The organism is Alistipes montrealensis, from assembly GCF_018362775.1.
Lineage (GTDB): Bacteria > Bacteroidota > Bacteroidia > Bacteroidales > Rikenellaceae > Alistipes > Alistipes montrealensis.
In genome coordinates, this window is sequence record NZ_JAGYXY010000001.1 from 442706 (window position 1) to 462615 (window position 19910).

Here is a 19910-nt window from a genome sequence, read left to right on the forward strand (position 1 = left end):
TTTAACATTATGAAAACAAACTTTTCGAAGTTTGGAAGCATCGTATTGGTGCTTTCAATGGCAGTGTGTGCATACTCTTGCACGAAAGAGGAACCGGAAACCACCCCGGAAAAAGTGAAATCCTCCAAATATATTCCCGATCCTATCGTCCTGCCTACGGACCATCTGGAGTGGGACGAATCCTATCATCCATACGACAAGACCACCCGAGCCAACAACGAAAGCGACCAGATGGCCGTAACTTCCTCTAATGTTTTTTTAGGCGCTGTATATACGGGAAAATCTATTGAAAATTTGACTTATGACTGGATTCAAAAGCCTATTGAACCGATTTATGTTACATTCACATTTCCTCGTTATTATTTCGACGAAATTCAAAGACCCTCGGTATCAGGGATGTATCAGTCATTGCAGAAAGCAACCGATTCATCGGAGTTTAGCGGGGAGCAATCTCTTGGATTTGAATATGATATGCGCCAGTTTTTCAAATATAGTGAACTAAAATTAGCTTTCGGCGCCAATCTAAATATTGCCACCTTCTTTAAATTAGACGCCTCGGTAAACTATACGAATATTAAAAGTAAATCGGGATTATTTGTTCGTGTAGTTCAAAAAAACTTTTCGATGATTATGGACTATCCCTACGATGGTAATATCTTTTTGAATAATGATGATCTGAACGGCGTTTTGTCTAAATCTCCTGTTTATATAAATTCTATCATATTCGGACGCATGGCAATTATCGCCATAGAGAGCGATTATAGTTTCGATGAATTGAGGTCAGCAGTCAAGGCTTCGTTTTCCGCCGGAATCGTCGGTGGCGAGATAAACATTTCTGCTGAACAAAAGAAAATTCTGCAAGAATCGACGATGCGTTTATGCGTGACCGGCGGTAAAGGCAGTGACGTGGCTAAAATCGTCGAAGGCTATGACAAATTCAATGAGTTCATAGTAAACGGAGGTGAATTTACCAAAGAGGTTCCGGGTGCGCCGATCTTCTTCACAGCAAATTATGCCGAAGATAACTCCGTTTTCCGAACTTCGTTCGCCACTGAATAAGTTGTAAAACATCTCCTAATACTGCATTGTTATCCTTAGAAGAACAAAAAGATATTGATGTTCAGTGTCGTCAGGTCCCTCACAATCGGAGGGCTCCAACAAGGTCCTCCGTTCTTAGACACACTCGTCAATATGAAAATGGCAAGTATAGCCAGCTTAATCCCGTTGCACCATTATACTTGTACATATCACTATGTAAAGGATAGCTTTCCCTTTAGTATGTATATCGACTTAACAATCAATTATGCGAAAAAATAATATTTCTACCCTACTAATCCTAACCGTAATTTATGAAACGAATAATATATTTCGGGGCTATTGTATGCAGCATATTAATAGCATCCTGCACTAAGGTCGATGATAGTCCGAACGGAGCCGGAAAAGCCGAATCCACTAAAACGTCTGACATCGTTATCGACATCAATACGACACGAAGTGCCGGAAATATTCTTGGGGCTGTGGCCGAGAATGGGTCGGGGCCTGCAACCAGAGCCATGGGCGACGATCCCTTTACAGAGATTCGAAAAGTAGAATGCTTTGAATCTGTGGTATTGCCGGAATTGCATCCGCATATCTGGATAGGCAACATTATGACTAAAGGCTCCGTTGCAAACTGCGCCTATAAACCGCTGATCTATCCCAGAGAGCCGATAACCGTGTCGCTCACTCTGCCTGGAACTTCTCCGCAGGAGATTGAAAACCCTGCATACAGTAGATTTATGGCTTATATTCAAGAGCAAACTGGCAACGGTACATTTTTACAAAATGGCGAATTTAGCTTCTCAACGGAACAATTCTCATCCTACAATGAATTGAAAGTTGCCTTCGGAAGTAATACTAATATAAATAATATTTTTTGGGGTTCATCTTCAAGTTCTTCCAGCACGGAACATTTAATAAATAAGGCGACTGGATTGTATATAAAATTCTATCAGAGCAGCTATAAGGCGATTATGGACTACCCACAAGGACAGATTGCAAGCATTCCGGCAAATATGATTGATTCGACGGTGTATTTAAATTCCATCACCTTTGGTCGATTAGGCATTCTGGCGTTGGAAACAAATGAAACTGCATTCGATGCAAAAGTTCATATTGAGAATATATTTAGGACTATTTTTTATAGCAGTTCCTCGACTTTTACAAAAGAAGAACAATCGTTTTTGAGTGGTTGTGATTTTAAAGTATACCTGATTGGAGGCAATGGAAGCACCTCAGTTGAGTCTTTTTCGGGTCTCAATGGGTTTATTCAACACATCAAGAAAGGATCATTCAGCAGGGACCAACCTGGTGCGCCCATATTTTGCACCTTTAATAATGTAAAGGATAATTCTCCTTTAAGCATCAATTTCAAATTCAGCGTAAAAAAAGAACCGGTATATGTGGAATTAATACAAAGACCTGTAACGATACTTCCTCGCAACAAGCAATATGCAGGTATTATAAATAAGCCTGGGTATTTGGACAATCTTTCTAAAATAAGGGGGCATGGTGAGTTATTCATCAATTTTTATAGAGATCGGGCGAAAGTAAAAACCATAGCTGATCCCAGAATCGTTTTTAAGGTAATTGAGAAAAAAACAGAACGGCGTTTTCCGAAATCAGGTGCTACGAAAACTACTACTACAATAACTGAAACTGAGGTACAAAATGCCGGGAATGATACATTTGCCGGCGTCTCATGGAAATATATAAAAGGCTATGGTCGAGGTGGTAGCGTAACATACGACTATAATTCGATAATAAGTATGTATACATATCAACCACCCGGTTCAGGACGATACTCAACAACTGATGCTATTGAATGCGAGTATGAATATTCGATAGAAGATAACGATAACTTTGTTGTTATTGGGAAACCTTTGAATCAGAATAATACACCTCTCTCTCGCAGAGATGAGTAATGAGAGGTTGGGGGGGGGTATATGTCAAATTCTACCGGGATAGAGCCAAAGTATCCACGATTACACATGCTGCATTACCGATTAATGTTCTATTAAAGCATACGTGTATCACGCATTATCCGGATGGCAGAACAGAACAAGAGGTCACAACAAAAACAGTAGAAATAAAAAATGCCGGACAAGAAACATCGATGGATGTAGGATGGCCGTATACTTACTATGTGGGTGGTAGGAGAGACCCCGGCGCAGAAAAAATTGGATACGATCCTATAATTTGGATGTATGACTATGCGCCTGGAAAAAAAGATCGTCGTGGTCAAATGGGGCCTTCTACTGAGGATATTTACGAATATTCATTAGTCGGAAGTGAATACCATGTTATTCTCGGCAAACCTCTAAATCAAGATAATTGCCCTCTCTCCCGAAAAGATAAATAATAGCAAATCTGACGCTTTCAAAATTAATATTCGGTACTATGTATGAAGACAGGCCGGACGAAATTCTCGTCCGGCCTGTTTTGTTAGCGTGAAATACCCTGCTTCTTGCGGCGTTTGCGCTTGCGTGAAAGATTCTGCCGCAGGGCTTCGAACTCTTCCTGCGACATGGGGCCGTCCTCGGCGAGTTGTCCCAGCAGGTCGCTCGCGGCCCGGAACAGGCTTTCGCCGATACCGCGGGATGCGGGTTGCGCCGGGCGCGGCTGCGGAGATAATCCGCGCGGCTCCGTGTGGATCTTCTCCGTCTGCCGCGGTGGTGTCGGGGCGGGCTTCGGCGGCTGTTCTGCTGTCTGACCTGCAGGCGGCACGACGCGCGGCGGTACGGCTGTTTCGGAACGCTGCGGTTTGGGCTGTTCCGCCGCCTGCTGCCGGGGTGTCGCCGGAGCCGGGGCCATGAGCTTCGGAAGCAGCGACGCCCGGTCCGCATGGGGATTGTTGAACAACTCCTGAAAGACATTGGCCGAATAACTCTTACCCAGCCGGGAGCCGTTCAGCACGATTTTCGTCCGGTGGTTTACGAACGTTGCGCCCGTGATGCGTCCGTCTTTGTTCTCCCGCAATACGGCGTCGATGCCGTCGGCTTTGAGCAGGCGCACGAACTCGTCCTGCGTCCGGGCGCGGTGCATGGCGCGGGCCACGGTCGCACGAATGGGACCCTTTATCTGCTCGGATTTGATGTCGGCGTCGTTCCTGACGATCTGCTTTTGCAGAAACTTGTAGCCGCCTTTCGGGGTCAGGGACGAGGATTTGATCGGCGAGCCGACCCACGCGCCCTGTTCGTCGGTGGCGGTATAAACGATGCCGTTCCACCGCTTACCGTCGGCTTCGCCCTTGCGTTCCTCCAGATCGACATTATAGAGATTCAGCAGGGTTCGGTACTCAGTAATCGAGCCGAACCTATACTGCTCGGCTAACAGCGTAGGCAGATTGTTGTTAAACATGAACACGCACATTTCGATTTCAATGTCGAGTAGTTCGATCAATAAATCAGTCTGCGTTTGTGGTTTGGCAAGCGCAGTTTTTTTTGTATATTTTACATATACCTCGATTTGTTTTAGCCCCCGCAACTTGTCAATAGGATTAGAGGCGACTTCATTTAATTTGCAGATCAGTTTGCTAAAGCCCTCTGCAAAGACTTCCAGTTTATCTTCAAGTGCTTTACTTTGAAGATACCGCAAAAGCTGTTTCAGCGTTTTGCCATTCAGGTTTGCATCATTCATAAGCTATGGATTAGGAGTTATGTGTGTCAATACCTATCACGCATACATCCGTCACCCCATATTCTTCATAGTCAAGTTTCCGTTCTCAATAAATTTACATAATTTTTAGTACAACGACAAATTATTAATACAATATTTTACATTCAACCATTACTTATTGTCGTTTTTTTACTATTAAAGACTATGTCATTGGCAGGTTCATACCCCATTTTTCAATTTAACATTTTTCTAATCAGAATATTTGCATTTTTCAGTTACTTTTACTACCTTTACATACAGAAACAAGTCATTGGACGGCCAAACCCTAGACAATACTTGCCAACTAAGTTCTTTACCATAGGCCGTAACTAAAACGTAACCAAATGAGAAAAACGGTTTACTCCGTCTCTCTAATACGCGATTAGACAAGACCTTACAAAAAAGACAAGATAAGCCCCTGAGGGGGTACAAAGCAAAAGACTGATAATCAATGATTATCGGTCTTTTTGTTTTTGTGCGCCTGCCCTGTCGTCGGGCATTTTCGGACGGGAAAGAAGGTGTTTTCGGGGAAATGTTTAACACTTTGTTTAACACTAAATCGGTTGGTTAAACTTGTTTGCGCAACAATGCAAACAAATGAATATCAGCATTAACGCCGTCTTTCGCAAAGACAGAGTGAACACCAAAAAGTCGGAAGAAAAAATCTTCCAATCATGAATGACTTTAGGGTCGCCCTTATTATTTCTGCCCCTCCCCGAAAACTGAGCTAAATGATTTTTGTCCGGACTTACCGGGCTTCATGTTACAGATTAGGGGGTAATGATTTGCAAATTTTGCGGACACGAGTGTAAAAAAGACGGGTATCAAGCCAACGGCACTCAAAGGTATCAATGTAAACGCTGTCGCAAGAAACAATAAGAAGGATATACGTATAATGCTTATTCTCCCGGGTTGAACGAAAAGATCGTTCTTTACACCAAAGAAGGTACGGGAATTCGAAGCACGGCAAGAACCGTAGAACAGTATCAAGAACGAAAACACGAGCAACAAAGCCATGCCGCGAATCCTGTTTCGGCATTGTAGATACAGTATTGGACTTAGCCGATACGCAGGCCTATGAAGAACAGCAGAGACCAATTCAATGGTGGAGAAAACGAAGATTATGCAAATTATACAATACGTAATAATTGTTTTATTGAGTGAGATTCGTAATTATCGTATCAGGCTAATTGTAATATATTAAAACGAGGGGTTTGCGAATAATCGCTTAATGGGATTCGCTTTTTTGGTAAAATATACTTAATTTAGCCACATACTAACCGAATCATGACCAGCACATCTGATAAAGATATTCTCAAAAGGCTTTCCGACGGGGACGCATCAGCCTATGAATATATCTTCGACCGTTACTATACAAAGGTGTGCCGGTTCGTGAAATCGATTCTCTACGACACCAACGCCGTCGGCGACATCGCCCAAAATGTCTTTATGAAGATATGGATCAACCGTGCGGAGCTTCCCCGGGTAAATTCGCTGGACAATTATTTGTTCACCATTGCCCGCAACGAAGCCTTCGACTTCCTCCGGCGCCGGAGCAGCAGGTCCCGATACGAGCAGTACACCCTGCTCGACGGCATGGAACATTCCGACAGGCTGTCGCTTACCTATGACATGGAACAAATGGAGCGTATCGTCGAGAAGTGTGTCGAGGAGATGCCCCCACAACGCAAGCTCGTCTTCAGGTTGAGCCGGGAAGAAAAACTGACCAATCAAGAGGTCGCCGATCGGCTGCAACTGTCCAAGCGCACCGTCGATAGGCATATATCGCTGGCGCTTAGTGATATCCGGTTTGCACTGAAAGACATCGTGTCCCTGTTTATACTTTTTTTATTTTCCGATTGGGTATGAGGTCGGGAATGTGCGTCTACTTTATAAACGCACCCGATCATGGAGACACCCGCACCGGAAAAAATAAAAGCGTACCTGAACGAGGAACTTCCCCGGAAGGAGCGCGAAGCCATACGCCAATGGATCGCCGTCAACCGCGACCATCCCCTATTGACTGCAGCCCTGAAAGAGCACTGGAACAGGATTCCGGAACACATGCAGCCTGCCGAAAGCCGGAGTGCATTCCGCAATTTCGAACGGTCGGTCGGAGGATTCCCGCATCCATCCGGAAAACCGGCGTTCCGGGTCTTTTTCGGACGCATCCGCAACATCGCAGCCATACTGACTATCCCCCTGCTTATCTGCAGCATCTTCCTATGGAGCCGCTCTTCTGCCCCGGACCCTGACTACCTCGAATTCGCAGTTACCAACGGCCGGCAGGACTCCGTCCGTTTGCCGGACAACACGATGGTCTGGCTCAATTCGGGTTCTAAAATCATCTATCCCATGAAGTTCGGACGCCGGAGCCGCCAGGTCTTCATCTCCGGTGAAGCCTTCTTCGACGTGGAGAAGGATCGCAAACGCCCCTTCATCCTCAAGGCCAACGACATCAGCATAAAGGTCCTGGGCACCAGATTCAACTTCAATTCCTACGAAGATGCGAATGCCGTGACGGTAAGCCTGCTGGAGGGTTCGGTCCTTCTGTATACGGACCGGGCGCAAAAGGAAGGCAGCGTAGCCCTGTGTCCCGGAGATGTCGTCCGTTACGACAGGACCTCCGGAGATATCGAACGCACGCACATTTCGACGGACGCCTACTGCTCGTGGCGCAACGGTGGATTCTATTTCAACAACCAGAGCCTGTCGGAGATCGCAGCTCAATTCGAACGGGTATTCGACGTGAAGATCGTCGTCCTCGGCAAAAAACTGCAGGAGGCCCGCTACACGCTCGCATTCGTCAACGGGGAATCGCTCGGACAAATGCTCAGCGCCATCAACTACAATGGCAGCATGCAGATTGTCAAAGACGAGGAAACAGGTGTCATAACAATCAAATAAACGGGAGGAACTGCCTATGACATAATCCGATATAAAACAGAAAGCCGGAAAGTTCGCACACTCCCCGGCCTGAAATAAGCTATCAATCTGTCTCATAATAACCTAAATCACTACAAATGTATGAAAAAAAATCCTCATTTGAAAGTTAAGCCGGGGATTCCGTTCAGATGGCTCGTGGCCTCGCTCGCCGCAGTCCTGTTGCTGTTCGGGCACGCATCCGCCCAACACGAAGAGCCCCGGATCTCGCTTTCGATGGAAAAAGCGACGGTCGAATCCGTCCTGGAACAACTGCGCAGCCGCTTCGGCTATTCGTTTATCTACCAGCCCCAGGACCTCGACATCCGTAAACCGGTGTCGATCCATGTCACCGACAAAAGCATCAGCGAGGTGCTGGACATCGTGCTGGCTTTACAGCCCGTAACCTACGAGGTCCGGGCCAAAATCATCCACATCTCCCCCAAGAAAAAGACCGAGACCGCCGCCGCGACCAAAAACAGGTCCATCGAAGGCAGGGTGACCGACGAAACGGGCGATCCCGTCATCGGGGCGGCCGTCGTGATCAAGGGCACGACCCGGGGTGTCAGTACGGGCAGCGAAGGGAACTTCCGGCTGGATGTCCCGAAGGATGCCGTGCTGCACATCACGGCTCTGGGGTACGTTTCCACGGATATCCCCGTAAACGGTCGATCGTACATCGCCGTGAAGATGCTTCAGGACACCAAGATCGTGGAAGAGGTAGTGGTGGTCGGATACGGCGTCCAGAAAAAGGCCAACCTCACGGGAGCCGTCTCGACGATCAACGTCTCGAAGGAGATCGCCTCTCGGCCGCTGACCAACCTTTCGACAGCCCTCGCCGGAATGAGCGCCGGACTGCAGGTCATGCAAAGTTCGGGTCAGCCCAACGGTGACGTGGCGAGTTTCAGAATCCGCGGCACGGGAACCCTCAACGCGTCGTCGCCGCTGATCCTGATCGACGGCATGGAGCAGACGTTCACTGATATTAACCCCAACGATATTGCTACGGTTTCCGTGTTGAAAGACGCAGCTTCCTGCGCCATCTACGGCAACCGGGGCGCCAACGGTGTCATCCTGATCACCACCAAAACGGGAACCAAGGGAAAAATCAATGTCAACTACTCCGGTGTCTTTTCATTCAACCAACCCTCCAATCTCATCGAGCTGGTCAGTAATTCGGCCGACTACATGGAATTGATGAACGAATCGAGCAACAACGTCGGACAGGGCGACATCTTCTCGGCCGAGACCATCGCCTTGTGGCGCAATGCGGAAAAGGACCCGAACGGCATCTCGTCCAAGGGCTATCCGAACCGGGTCGCCTACCCCAATACGGACTGGTACAAGGCAATTTTCAAGAACAAGATGATGATGGAGCACACCGTCTCGGTCGTGGGGGCCACCGAAAGGACAAATTTCAACTTCTCGGGCACATACCTCGACAACCCGGGACTGATCACCGGTTCGGGACTAAAAAAATACTACATCCGGTCGAACATATCGGTGAACATCGCCGACTGGCTGACCGTGGGTAACAGGACTTACGGCTACCAGAACGACGTAGAGCGCAACTCGACATCGGGAACGCTGACCGGACTGGGATTCAAGAAGATGGTCCCGAGCATCTACCCCTACTACGACGGCATGTACGGGGCTCCCGAACCGAAGGAGGAGGACCCGCAGTCGCACAACCCGCTGTGGGACATCGAATCCACCGGAGGGTCGTACACCTATTCGCAGATCAATACCTCGATGTTTGCCGACGTACGTTTCCTGAAGGATTTCGTCTACCACGCCAATTTCGACTGGACCCGCTACTGGCGCGAGGACCTGTACCATACGAAGAGCGTCGGAAAATACAGTTTCAGCCAGGGGCAGATGGCCATTGCACCGAAACCCTCCGAAGAGCTCTCATCCATGTTTTACACCCTGGGCAACAAACGGTGGCGGTTCGAACAGACGCTGACCTGGAACAAGACGCTGAACGACGTGCATGAAATCGGTGCGCTGGTCGGATACGAGGAGATGAAGGCTTCGACCTATACCGTGGATGCCCAGAAAACAGGACTGATCGACGAAACAATCACAGACCTGTCGACCGCCACTGAGATGAAGGCAATCTATGGCGGCAATTCCGAATATTCGTCGAGGTCCGTATTCGGGCGTGTGACCTATGCTTACGATTCCCGTTACCTGCTGGAGATGAATTTGCGCTGGGACGGCTCATCGCGGTTCGCACCGCAGAGTCGCTGGGGCTGGTTCCCCTCGTTCTCGGCCGGATGGCGGATTTCGCAGGAACGGTTCATGGAAAACGTTCCGCTGGACAACCTCAAGCTGCGCGCCTCGTGGGGTAAGCTGGGAAACAACAGTATCGGCAACTACGAGTGGCAGTCCACCTACGATGCGGCGAACTACCCGCTGGGGAACTCGCTCCATTCGGGGCTGGCGATGACTGCACTGGCCAACAGCTTCCTGCAGTGGGAATCGACCGCCATCACGAACATCGGCCTGGAGATCGGGGCGCTCCGAAACAGACTCATATTCGAGGCCGACATTTACCACAAGCTGACTGACGGTATCCTCTACCGCCCGGCCATCTATGCCGCCATGGGTAACAAGACCGCTCCCTACGAGAACATCGCCGAGGTGGTCAACCGGGGCGTCGAACTGTCGGCGGGCTGGAACGACCGGAAAGGCAATTTCACCTACGGCGTCAAAGCCAACTTCGCCTACAACCGTAACCGGGTCTCGAAATACAAAGGAGAACTGCAACGGGGCTGGACCACCGACAGCGAAGGAAACCGGGTCTACCAGACCAACATCGGAGATGTCTCGACCGGAACGACCAACCGGGTTATCGAAGGGAAGATGATCAACGAGTTCTATACGCTGGAGACCTACAAGGGTGACCAGACCTATTTCCATCCCGACGGATCGGTGAACATCAACGGCGGTCCGAGGGACGGCATGATCCGCACGCCGAAAGACATGCAGTGGCTCTCGGCGATGAAAGATGCCGGCTATTCGTTTTATCCCAATCAGTCGATCGGGGCCGCCAACATCTGGTATGGCGATTATATCTACGCCGACCTGAACGGAGACGGCGTCTACGGCAACGGCCACGACTACGATTTCCAGAACCTCTCGACACAGCCCAAATACAACTACGGCCTGCAGGCCTACGTCTCGTGGAAAGGCGTCGATCTCTCGATGAACTGGGCCGGGGCCGCCGGATTCGGTATCTACTGGTACGAGGTGGGCCAGAATTCGTCGGCAACGATCTTCGGCTACGCCATTCCCAAGGCCATTGCGGACGACCACTACTTTTACGATCCTGCCAACCCGAACGACCCGAGAACCAACCTGACCTCCAAAAACCCGCGCCTGAGCCGCAACAGCGGAGCTTCCCAGAACGGAGAGGTCAGCACGCTTCACCTCGAACGGGGCGACTACCTGAAACTGAAAAACCTGACCGTAGGCTATACTTTTCCGTCCGGCATTCTGCGTAAACTGCGCATGCAGAGCCTCCGGGTATACCTTTCGTGCGAGAACCTCTGGACGATCACCGGATTCAGCGGCATGGACCCCGAAATGCAGACGGGAGTGGGTTATGTTACAATGCGGCAGTTCGCCCTCGGTGTCAATGTCACTTTTTAAAACCACGGAAAATGAAGATCAAAAGATTATACGCCATACTGCTGACAGCCAGCATCTGCATCCTGCAGGGATGCCAGTCCGGGCTGTTGGACACCATTCCTACCGATGCCGTAAGTTCCGAGAACATCTGGAAAAAGGCCAACCTGGCGGAACAGGCCGTGGTCGGGGTGTACAACTGCCTGCGTGAAGACTACGCCTCGAACGGCAACAGTGCCTCCGGGCGCCACTATCCGGCGTGGGACGTCCGCTCCAGCGTCATGGATTACGACGCCAACTGGATCGGCAACCTCCCGATGCTGCGCGGCAACGCCACCCCGCGGAGCAACGACTACTTCGTCTACTGGAAACGATACTACGAACCGATCCACCGGGCCAACGACGTTATCGCCAACATCCACAAGGTTCCCGACATGAGCGATTCGAAAAAGGCCCAGTACATCGCCGAATGCAAATTCCTCCGGGCTTGGTACTACTACCGTATGAACATCCTGTGGCACGGCGTGCCCGTCTACCTCGAACCGGTGGAAGCCTCGCAGGCCAACCGGGGCCGCTCCTCGGAGGAGGCTGTCTGGGAGATCGTCCTCGCAGACCTCAAGGATTGCATCGACGAGCCCAACCTGCCGGACAAATACGCATCCAGCAGCAGCGACTACGGGCGCGTGACGAAAGCCGCAGCCTATGCTCTGCGGGGAAAGACTTACCTCTGGCTGGGAAAATACGAAGAGGCGGAGGACGATTTTCTGGAAATCACGAAAATGGGCTATTCGCTCTTCACCGCAGACAGCTACAAGATGCTGTTCAAGGAGGAAAACGAACGCTGTGACGAGATGATTTTCTCGGTGCAGTTCATCGAACAGAGCGGCTACGGATCGCCGTTCAGCTGGGCATTCGGCAGCCGCGGCGCCGCAGGTGCAGGTTGGAACAATTACCTGGCCAACCCGGCGTTCGTCGATTCGTATGAATGTGCCGACGGGAAACCGTTCAACTGGGACGATTTCCTGCCCGGATACAGCACCATGACCGCCAAACAGCGTTCGGTGTTTTTCCTCCGGGACAACATGACCGACAAGGAGATCGCCACGATGACCGCCTACGGAGCCGACATGAGCAAATACCTCCCCTCAGGCAACGAAGCGCGGATACGCAAGGCCTATGCCAACCGCGACCCGCGGCTGGGCATGAACGTCATCACGCCCTACTCGACCTTCCTGGGCGGCATTACGGGCTCGGCCGTCACTTATACCCTGCGCTGGCCGTACCGGGGTTCGGACAACGCAGCCCCGTATGACCTGCGCACCGATACCAACGCGAAGTTCTATTACCTGATCCGCAAATTCGTCTTCGAAGGCCGCGAGCACGTCTACCAGAACTACTCGCCGATCGACCTGCCGCTGATCCGCTACGCCGACGTGTTGCTGAATCTGGCTGAAGCGCTAAACGAACAGAACCGGACCTCCGAGGCGGTCGCCTATGTCAATGAGGTGCGCAAACGCGCCGGAGCGCAGCCGCTCAACACGAATGCCTACACGACCGTCTCCGGCAAGGACGACATGCGTGAACGCATTCGCAACGAGCGTTACTGGGAACTGCCGTTCGAAGAACACCTCTATTTCGACGAATTGCGGTGGAAGACCTGGCAGGAGAAAAAATTCCGCTCCGGGAACGGCTTGACCGAGATCTGGGGTACGACCACTTATACCTACAAATGGGTTGGCGACCAGAACTGGACATGGCCGATTCCCGCTGCCGAAAGGGAGAAGAACGGGAATCTGACTCAAAATGAAAATTGGATCGATTAATTCCGGGCATTCCGCCGGCAGTGGAAACCGGACCCAATTCAAACGGACAAAGTCATGAAAATAAACTATCATCAATTTTTGAAAATACCGGGAGTATTGCTCCTTACACTCCTCGTCCTGATGGCATGCGGAAAGGACGATCCCTTCCTGACCATCGAATCCGACGAGTCGTTCACCGTTCCCAACGACGGCGGCGACTTCGACATCGCCGTAAGCACCAACCTCGGCTACTACGAATTCCGGTTCGAAGAGGGCGACTGGCTGACCGGAAGGATCACCGACAAGGGTGTTACGCTCACGGCCGAAGCCAACTCCGGAATAACGGAACGCAAGGCGGTCTTCAAGATCGTATCGCTCGACCATCCCGAAGTAAACCGGAGTATCCGGATCATTCAGGAAGGGACCTACCTACGGATCGTGCCCGAACGTGTTCCCTACCTCAAACCGGGCGGCGAGAGCGTTTCGCTGACCGTGGAGACCAACCTGAAAACGGGCGAATGGAACGTCAGCGTCCCGGACGGGAACAATTGGCTCTCGGCGTCGGCCGAGACTCCCGGAACGATCAGCCTGACAGCAGGTCCCAACGCCGACACCTACCCCCGCATGGCCTCCCTGTCGATCGTTTCCAACCGTTTCGCGGCGCTGAACATCTCCATCCCCGTTATTCAGTCCGGCTCGGACGAAAGCATCGAATCGGTCATCTACACCGAAGATTTCAATTGGATGAAGGACAAGAACGGCACTCCGTTTTCGCCAGACATCTGGGATGACAAAGTTCAGCTCGAGTTTAAAGACTGGCCTCAGGGCCACGGCTGGGAGGCTTCGAACAACGGAAGCGGAAATTACACACGCCTCGGTTATGTGAAGATGGGACGCGCGGCGCTCACCTCGGACCTGATCACGCCGAAGATGTCGTCCATCGAGGAGTCCCGGAACATTCTGGTGGTGTTCAAATCCTTCACGTTCATGGACAAGAACGGTAAGGCCGACGACAACGCATTCTGCGTCTCGGTAGTAGGCGACGGCAAAATCACCGAAATCCGGAAGATCGGCGGTCAGTTAGCGACACCGTCCGGCAAACAGGCGAGTGCGGGCGAACTGACCCCGGAAGGGGCTCGGTTCTACATCGGCAACTACAACAACCCCGCTTCGGCCGACATGCCCAACTGGATCGACGCGCCTGATTACGACCATTTGGCTGCGGAGCTGGCCGAACGTAGTTTCGTCGTAACCGGCGCTACCCGGAACACGCAGATCCGGTTCCTTGCCGGCAATACGCTGGGAACGGTAAGTTCCCCCAACCGGATCGGCTTCGACAACGTCCTGATTGCCGTTCTGAAATAGTATTCCAAAACATCCCGACATGAAAACAAGCAAAAAAATATACGGAATGTGCCTCGCCCTCATGGCGTGCGCGGCAGTCCTTGTCGCCTGCGACGAGGAGTTCGACGCTTTTCTGGACATCGACCCACAGGAGACGATCGCCCTGCCGGCCTCAGGCGGTTCCACGACCGTGACACTGGAAACCAGCGTCAGCGACTGGACTTTCCGGTTCGAATACGGAGAGTGGCTCACCGCAAAAGTCGTCGACAACACGATCGTCATCGCCGCCGACCCCAATGACAACCTGAACAGCCGCGGCGCCATGCTGGCAGTCACCTCTTCGTCCCACCCGGAGGTGAACAAGCGCATCGGCATCCGGCAGAACGCCCTCTCTCTCACGCTTGAGCCCGGTCAGCTCGCAATGTTCCCGACCGAAGGCGAAACAGCGACCGTCACCGTGAATACGAATATCGGCATCGACGACTGGGGAATCGCCGGCGACCCCGCTGCCGACTGGATCACGGCTGAAAAGACCGCCGGCGGAATCGCAATCACCGTAAAGGAGAACCCCGAAATGCTGCCTCGTTCGGGGACGATAACGATCAGTTCCGAAAAGTTCCCGTCGCTGACGACGGTATTGCCCGTCAAGCAATTCGGGACCGACAAGACCATCCGGGAAGTTATCTTGTACGAAACATTCGACTGGCTGCTGGTTCCCGGAGCGGACAACATTTGGACCACCTCGGGCGAACAGCGCGTCGACAACTGGATTGCCAAATACGGCGACCGTGCGCAGGGATGGGGCTATACGATGGTGACCACCTCCAAGGGAAACAAGGAACCGCTGTCGTTCAGCCGCAACGGATTCGTGAAAATGGGCATTACGAACTACTCCGGAGACCTGATCACGCCGAAGTTGGAAGCAATCGAAGGTACGCAGACCGTCGAGGTGATGTTCAAGGCCTGCGGCTATGTGGAGAACGGCGGGAACACGTCGTACAGCGGTCGGAAAGACCCGATCCAGAACGGCAAGCACGTCGACGTGCCGAACGTGATGCGAATCGCCCTGATCGGCCCGGGAACGCTCAGCCACACCGAGTTCGAGATCGACAACTATCCCTACTCTTCCGGCACGACCGACCATGCTCCCGGTTACGTTTGGCAGAACGATACGCAGGCATCGCAGCGGAAATTCACGATTACGGGTGCGACTGCAGAAACCCGGGTGCAGTTTATCGCCGGGCCGCAGTTGGGCGCCTCACCGGAAAAAATCACCTACCGGCAGGGTTTGGACGACATCCTGATTGTCATCCGGGAAAAATAAACCAATCATTAACACAGACCCGGGAGCCGGCCGCGAGTACGGTCGGTTTCCGGGTCCACAAAGCAACCGAAAAATGAAAGCATTCAGAAATTATTGGATATTGGGTTCGCTTCTCCTGACAATGCCGTTGTCGCAGCGATGCAGTTCGGACGAGGGCGGCGACCGCGGGCCGGTGTCCACCGAATACAGCAACCCCGTCATCCGGGCCAACGTACCCGACCCGACGCTGATCGAGGAGGACGGCTATTTCTACCTCTACTGCACCGAAGGAAGCCCGAAGAACATCCCGATCTATCGTTCCGCAAACCTCGTGGACTGGGACCTCGTAAGCACAGCCTTTTCCGACGCCACACGGCCCTCGTTCTTCCCCGGCGGCACGCTCTGGGCCCCATGCATCAACCGGATCGGCGGTCAGTACGTCATGTACTACGCCTTGTCGGAATGGGGAGGCTACGAAACGTGCGGGATCGGATGTGCCGTTTCCGATTCGCCTATGGGACCGTTCACAGACCTGGGCGCTATGCTTCGGAGCAACATCATCGGGGTTCGGAACTCGATCGACCCCTGCTACGTCGAGGACGAGGGTCGGAAATACATGTTCTTCGGCAGTTTCTTCGGCATCTACGGCGTCGAGCTGACCGACGACGGACTGAAAATCAAGGAGGGCAGCCAGCCTAGGCAGATTGCAGGTACAGCCTATGAAGGAACTTACATTCTCAAGCGGAACGGCTATTTTTACCTGTTTGCATCCATCGGACGGTGCTGCGACGGTCTGAACAGCACCTACACGGCAGTCGTGGGACGCGCCGAGTCGCTCTGGGGTCCCTACCTGAACAAGACCGGAGAGCGAATGATGGACAACTGCCACGAAATCTTCATCGCCAAGAACGACACGTTCTTCGGTGTCGGCCACGATTCGGAAATCGTGCAGGACAAAGCCGGGAACGACTGGATTCTCTACCATGGTTACGAGGTGATGCAGCCCACGGGACGCCGGCTGCTGCTGGACCGGGTCGAATGGGAGGACGGTTGGCCCTTGGTAAGGACCGGAACACCTTCTATTTCGGCCGAACGTCCGGTATTCTGAAAAGACGGAATTTTAGCCTTATGAACCCGTATAAATAAATAGAGCCATGAAACATTCGAATTTGCTGTTACTGCTGCTCTGCTTGCTGCCGTTTTTCGCCGAGGCACAGCACCGGGCCGACCGGCAAACGTTGTCGGACGACAAATCCTTCTCGATGATTCTGCTGGGCGATCCGCAGGGATACGTCAAATATGCCGTCAATCAACCGATCCTCGAACTTTGCACCGCCTGGATCGCCGATAACGTCGACAACCTGCACATCCGGGCCGTGCTGTGCACGGGCGACCTGGTCGAGCAGAACGAGAACGCCGTTCCCGACAGCAGGATGCTCGACCAGACGAGCCGGGAGATGTGGCAGGCAAGTTCGAAGGCATTCGAGCGTCTCGACAACCGGGTTCCGTACATCGTTTCGTGCGGCAACCACGATTACGGGTACAAACGTTCGGAAAACGGCATCACGAACTTTCCCGACTACTTCCCGATCGAACGCAATTCCGCCTGGCGCGGATGCTGCGTCGCGACCTTCCCCAACCGGAACTGCCGGGCGTCGCTCGAAAATGCGGCGTTCGAGTTCAACGACCCCAACTGGGGCAAACTCCTCGTCGTCACGGCGGAGTTCCACCCCCGCGACGAGGTTCTCAGTTGGATCGGGAAGCTCATCGCCGGCAAAGCGTATGCCAATCACCGGGTTATCTTCATGACCCACGGTTACCTGACCAACGGTAAAGACGCCAAACACATCGCCAACGACCGCTACGACATCACCCCCGGAAATGCCGGAATCGAAATCTGGGAAAAACTCGTCAAGCCCTCGGCCAACATCGACCTGGTGATCTGCGGCCATACGGCCAACGGCAACGGTAAATTCGCCGACAACGTCTCCTACCGCATCGACCGCAACGATGCGGGAAAAGAGGTCCACCAGATGATGTTCAACGTCCAGACCCTCGGCGGAGGCTGGGAGGGCAACGGCGGCGACGGCTGGCTGCGCATCCTCGAATTCCTGCCCGACGGAAAAACCATCCGGGTAAGGACCTATTCCCCGCTGTTCGGCATCTCCCCGTCGACGAAACATCTGGCACACCATACGGAGCCGTTCGATCGGTTCGACATCGTGCTCGAATAACCAAACATTCAAACCAACGAAAACCATCCATGAAAAGAATAATTATCACCCTCTTTCTCCTGTTCCATGCGGCATGCCTGTTTTCCCAGGTCCCGCGCCCGGAATACCCCCGCCCGCAGTTCGAACGAACCGACTGGATCAACTTGAACGGCGAATGGACCTACACGTTCGATTTCGGCGCAAGCGGTCTGGAACGCGGGTACGCCGACTCGAAGGGATTCGACGGTAAAATCATCGTGCCGTTCGCCCCGGAAAGCACACTCTCGGGCGTCGGCCACACGGACTTCATCAACTGCATCTGGTACCAGCGAACCGTCGAGATTCCTGCCGCATGGTCCGCGCACCGGGTGATGCTCAACTTCGGGGCCGTATATTACACCTCCGAGGTGTACATCGACGGCCGTTTCGTCGGGCGTCATTTCGGAGGCAGTTCGTCGTTTTCCTACGACATCAGCGCGTTCGTGGAACCGGGCGGAAGCCACAACCTGGTCGTCCTCGCATCGAGCGACCTGCGCAGCGGCAAACAGACCGCCGGGAAACAGTCGCTGCAATACGCCTCGCATAGCTGCGACTACACCCGCACGACGGGCATCTGGCAGACGGTGTGGATGGAGGCTGTGGCTCCCGAAGCCCTCGCAAGCGTTCAGGTGACGACCGACATCGACCAGCAGCAACTGGTCGTCTTCCCGCAGTTCTTCCGGGAGAGCCCGGGCACGCTCCGGGTGACACTCCGGGACGGCAGCAAGGTCGTCGGTATGCAGCAGGTCCGCGCGTCGAACAGCAGCGTCGTCGTCATCCCGGTCAAAAAGGCCAAGCTCTGGAGTCCCGAAGACCCGTTCCTCTACGACCTGACCTATGAAGTGATCGCCCCCGACGGGAAGGTGCTCGACGCAGTGAAATCCTATGCCGGGATGCGCAAGGTCCACGTTGAAGGCAACAAGGTCTACCTGAATAACGAACCGTATTACCAGCGGCTGGTGCTCGACCAGGGATTTTACCCCGACGGCATCTGGACCGCACCGTCGGACGATGCCCTGCGCCGTGACATCGAACTGGGACTGGCTGCCGGATTCAACGGCGCTCGCCTGCACCAGAAGGTTTTCGAGGAGCGTTACTATTATTGGGCCGACAAACTCGGTTACATCACCTGGGGCGAAAGTCCCAGTTGGGGAATGGATGCCAACGATGTGGAGACGGCCCGTAACTTCCTCGCCGAATGGGCCGAGTGTGTAGTCCGCGACCGGAACCACCCCTCGCTGCTGACCTGGACCCCGATGAACGAAGAGTGGTGGCCCGACAACACGCAGTACCCGCGCTTCGCCGCCGATGTCTACGACCTGACCAAACGCCTCGATCCGACGCGTCCGGTCAACACCGCCAGCGGAGGCTCAGTCGTCAAGACCGACATCTGGGCCGTGCATAACTACGAACAGGACCCTGTCAAACTGAAAGAGAAAATCTACAATGAAGGATCGTTCTTCCATCCCCGTCTGCGGACTACCAAGGATCAGACACGCAACATCGGGTTCAACGATGTGAAAGCGACCGCAAATTACACTTGGCCGCAGTACGACGGTTCGTGCCCTTACCTGCTCGACGAATTCGGCGGCATCAAGTGGGTGAAGGATCAGGAGAAGCAGACCACCGACTCCCGGACCGAATCGTGGGGCTACGGACAGGCGCCCCGCACGCTCGAAGAGTTCTACACCCGGCTCGAAGGTCAGGTGGATGCGCTACTCTCGTTGTCTGAGCAGGTCTGGGGCTATTGCTACACCCAACTTACGGATGTGGAACAGGAGCAGAACGGTATCTATTTCTACGACCGTTCGGCCAAGTTCGACATGGACAGAATCAAGGCGATTTTCAGCAAACAGCCCGGGAATTCCGATAGATAAAATGACAACGATTCCTTTACTATAATCTACACCCCGGAACCAGCAAAAAGTTTCGGGGTGTATTCCAATTTAAAACAGGGAT

General features: G+C 52.7%; 15 protein-coding genes. 14 read left to right on the forward strand and 1 reads right to left on the reverse strand.

Annotation, left to right across the window (positions count from 1 at the left end):
* Window positions 1–9 precede the first annotated feature (9 nt).
* The 3 genes from KG007_RS01790 (at window position 10) to KG007_RS01800 (ending at window position 3400) form a co-directional block, all read left to right on the forward strand.
* The gene (locus KG007_RS01790) at window positions 10–1059 is read left to right on the forward strand and encodes a thiol-activated cytolysin family protein (RefSeq protein ID WP_213347132.1); all 1050 of its coding nucleotides are present in this window, start codon (window positions 10–12) and stop codon (window positions 1057–1059) included.
* A 290-nt stretch (window positions 1060–1349) separates the two neighbouring features.
* On the forward strand, window positions 1350–2963 hold the full coding sequence (locus KG007_RS01795) for a thiol-activated cytolysin family protein (RefSeq protein ID WP_213347133.1): 1614 nt from the start codon (window positions 1350–1352) through the stop codon (window positions 2961–2963).
* On the forward strand, window positions 2963–3400 hold the full coding sequence (locus KG007_RS01800) for a hypothetical protein (protein ID WP_213347134.1): 438 nt from the start codon (window positions 2963–2965) through the stop codon (window positions 3398–3400). The genes KG007_RS01795 and KG007_RS01800 overlap by 1 nt, the downstream gene beginning before the upstream one ends.
* A gap of 83 nt (window positions 3401–3483) precedes the next feature.
* Here KG007_RS01800 and KG007_RS01805 read toward each other — a convergent pair whose 3' ends face one another.
* Window positions 3484–4398, reverse strand: a complete 915-nt coding sequence (locus KG007_RS01805; RefSeq protein WP_249413215.1) for a hypothetical protein — start codon at window positions 4396–4398, stop codon at window positions 3484–3486.
* A gap of 1077 nt (window positions 4399–5475) precedes the next feature.
* Between KG007_RS01805 and KG007_RS14125 the strand changes: the two genes are divergently transcribed.
* The 11 genes from KG007_RS14125 to KG007_RS01855 all read left to right on the forward strand — a co-directional run bounded on the left by KG007_RS14125 (window position 5476) and on the right by KG007_RS01855 (window position 19828).
* The gene (locus KG007_RS14125; protein ID WP_449500912.1) at window positions 5476–5574 is read left to right on the forward strand and encodes a transposase-like zinc-binding domain-containing protein; all 99 of its coding nucleotides are present in this window, start codon (window positions 5476–5478) and stop codon (window positions 5572–5574) included.
* Between the two features lie 33 nt (window positions 5575–5607).
* Window positions 5608–5739 (forward strand): hypothetical protein, encoded by a 132-nt coding sequence (locus KG007_RS14095; RefSeq protein WP_213347135.1) that lies wholly within the window; start codon window positions 5608–5610, stop codon window positions 5737–5739.
* 243 nt (window positions 5740–5982) lie between these two features.
* Window positions 5983–6564 carry an RNA polymerase sigma-70 factor gene (locus tag KG007_RS01815; protein ID WP_213347136.1) on the forward strand — a complete coding sequence of 194 codons (582 nt, stop codon included), beginning with the start codon at window positions 5983–5985 and terminating at the stop codon, window positions 6562–6564.
* A gap of 39 nt (window positions 6565–6603) precedes the next feature.
* Complete coding sequence (locus tag KG007_RS01820; protein WP_213347137.1) at window positions 6604–7602, forward strand: FecR family protein; 999 nt, start codon at window positions 6604–6606, stop codon at window positions 7600–7602.
* Window positions 7603–7722: 120 nt separating this feature from the next.
* On the forward strand, window positions 7723–11274 hold the full coding sequence (locus tag KG007_RS01825; RefSeq protein ID WP_249413216.1) for a TonB-dependent receptor: 3552 nt from the start codon (window positions 7723–7725) through the stop codon (window positions 11272–11274).
* Between the two features lie 11 nt (window positions 11275–11285).
* Window positions 11286–13073, forward strand: a complete 1788-nt coding sequence (locus KG007_RS01830) for a RagB/SusD family nutrient uptake outer membrane protein (RefSeq protein ID WP_213347138.1) — start codon at window positions 11286–11288, stop codon at window positions 13071–13073.
* 96 nt (window positions 13074–13169) lie between these two features.
* Window positions 13170–14417 (forward strand): BACON domain-containing protein, encoded by a 1248-nt coding sequence (locus tag KG007_RS01835; RefSeq protein WP_213347139.1) that lies wholly within the window; start codon window positions 13170–13172, stop codon window positions 14415–14417.
* Window positions 14418–14436: 19 nt separating this feature from the next.
* Window positions 14437–15720, forward strand: a complete 1284-nt coding sequence (locus tag KG007_RS01840; protein ID WP_213347140.1) for a BACON domain-containing protein — start codon at window positions 14437–14439, stop codon at window positions 15718–15720.
* 121 nt (window positions 15721–15841) lie between these two features.
* Window positions 15842–16807: a family 43 glycosylhydrolase gene (locus tag KG007_RS01845; protein WP_213347344.1), complete on the forward strand. Its 966-nt coding sequence runs from the start codon at window positions 15842–15844 to the stop codon at window positions 16805–16807.
* Window positions 16808–16853: 46 nt separating this feature from the next.
* Window positions 16854–17933, forward strand: coding sequence for a metallophosphoesterase (locus KG007_RS01850; protein WP_213347141.1), 1080 nt, complete (start codon window positions 16854–16856; stop codon window positions 17931–17933).
* A 29-nt stretch (window positions 17934–17962) separates the two neighbouring features.
* Complete coding sequence (locus KG007_RS01855) at window positions 17963–19828, forward strand: glycoside hydrolase family 2 protein (RefSeq protein ID WP_213347142.1); 1866 nt, start codon at window positions 17963–17965, stop codon at window positions 19826–19828.
* The last annotated feature ends 82 nt before the right edge of the window (window positions 19829–19910 follow it).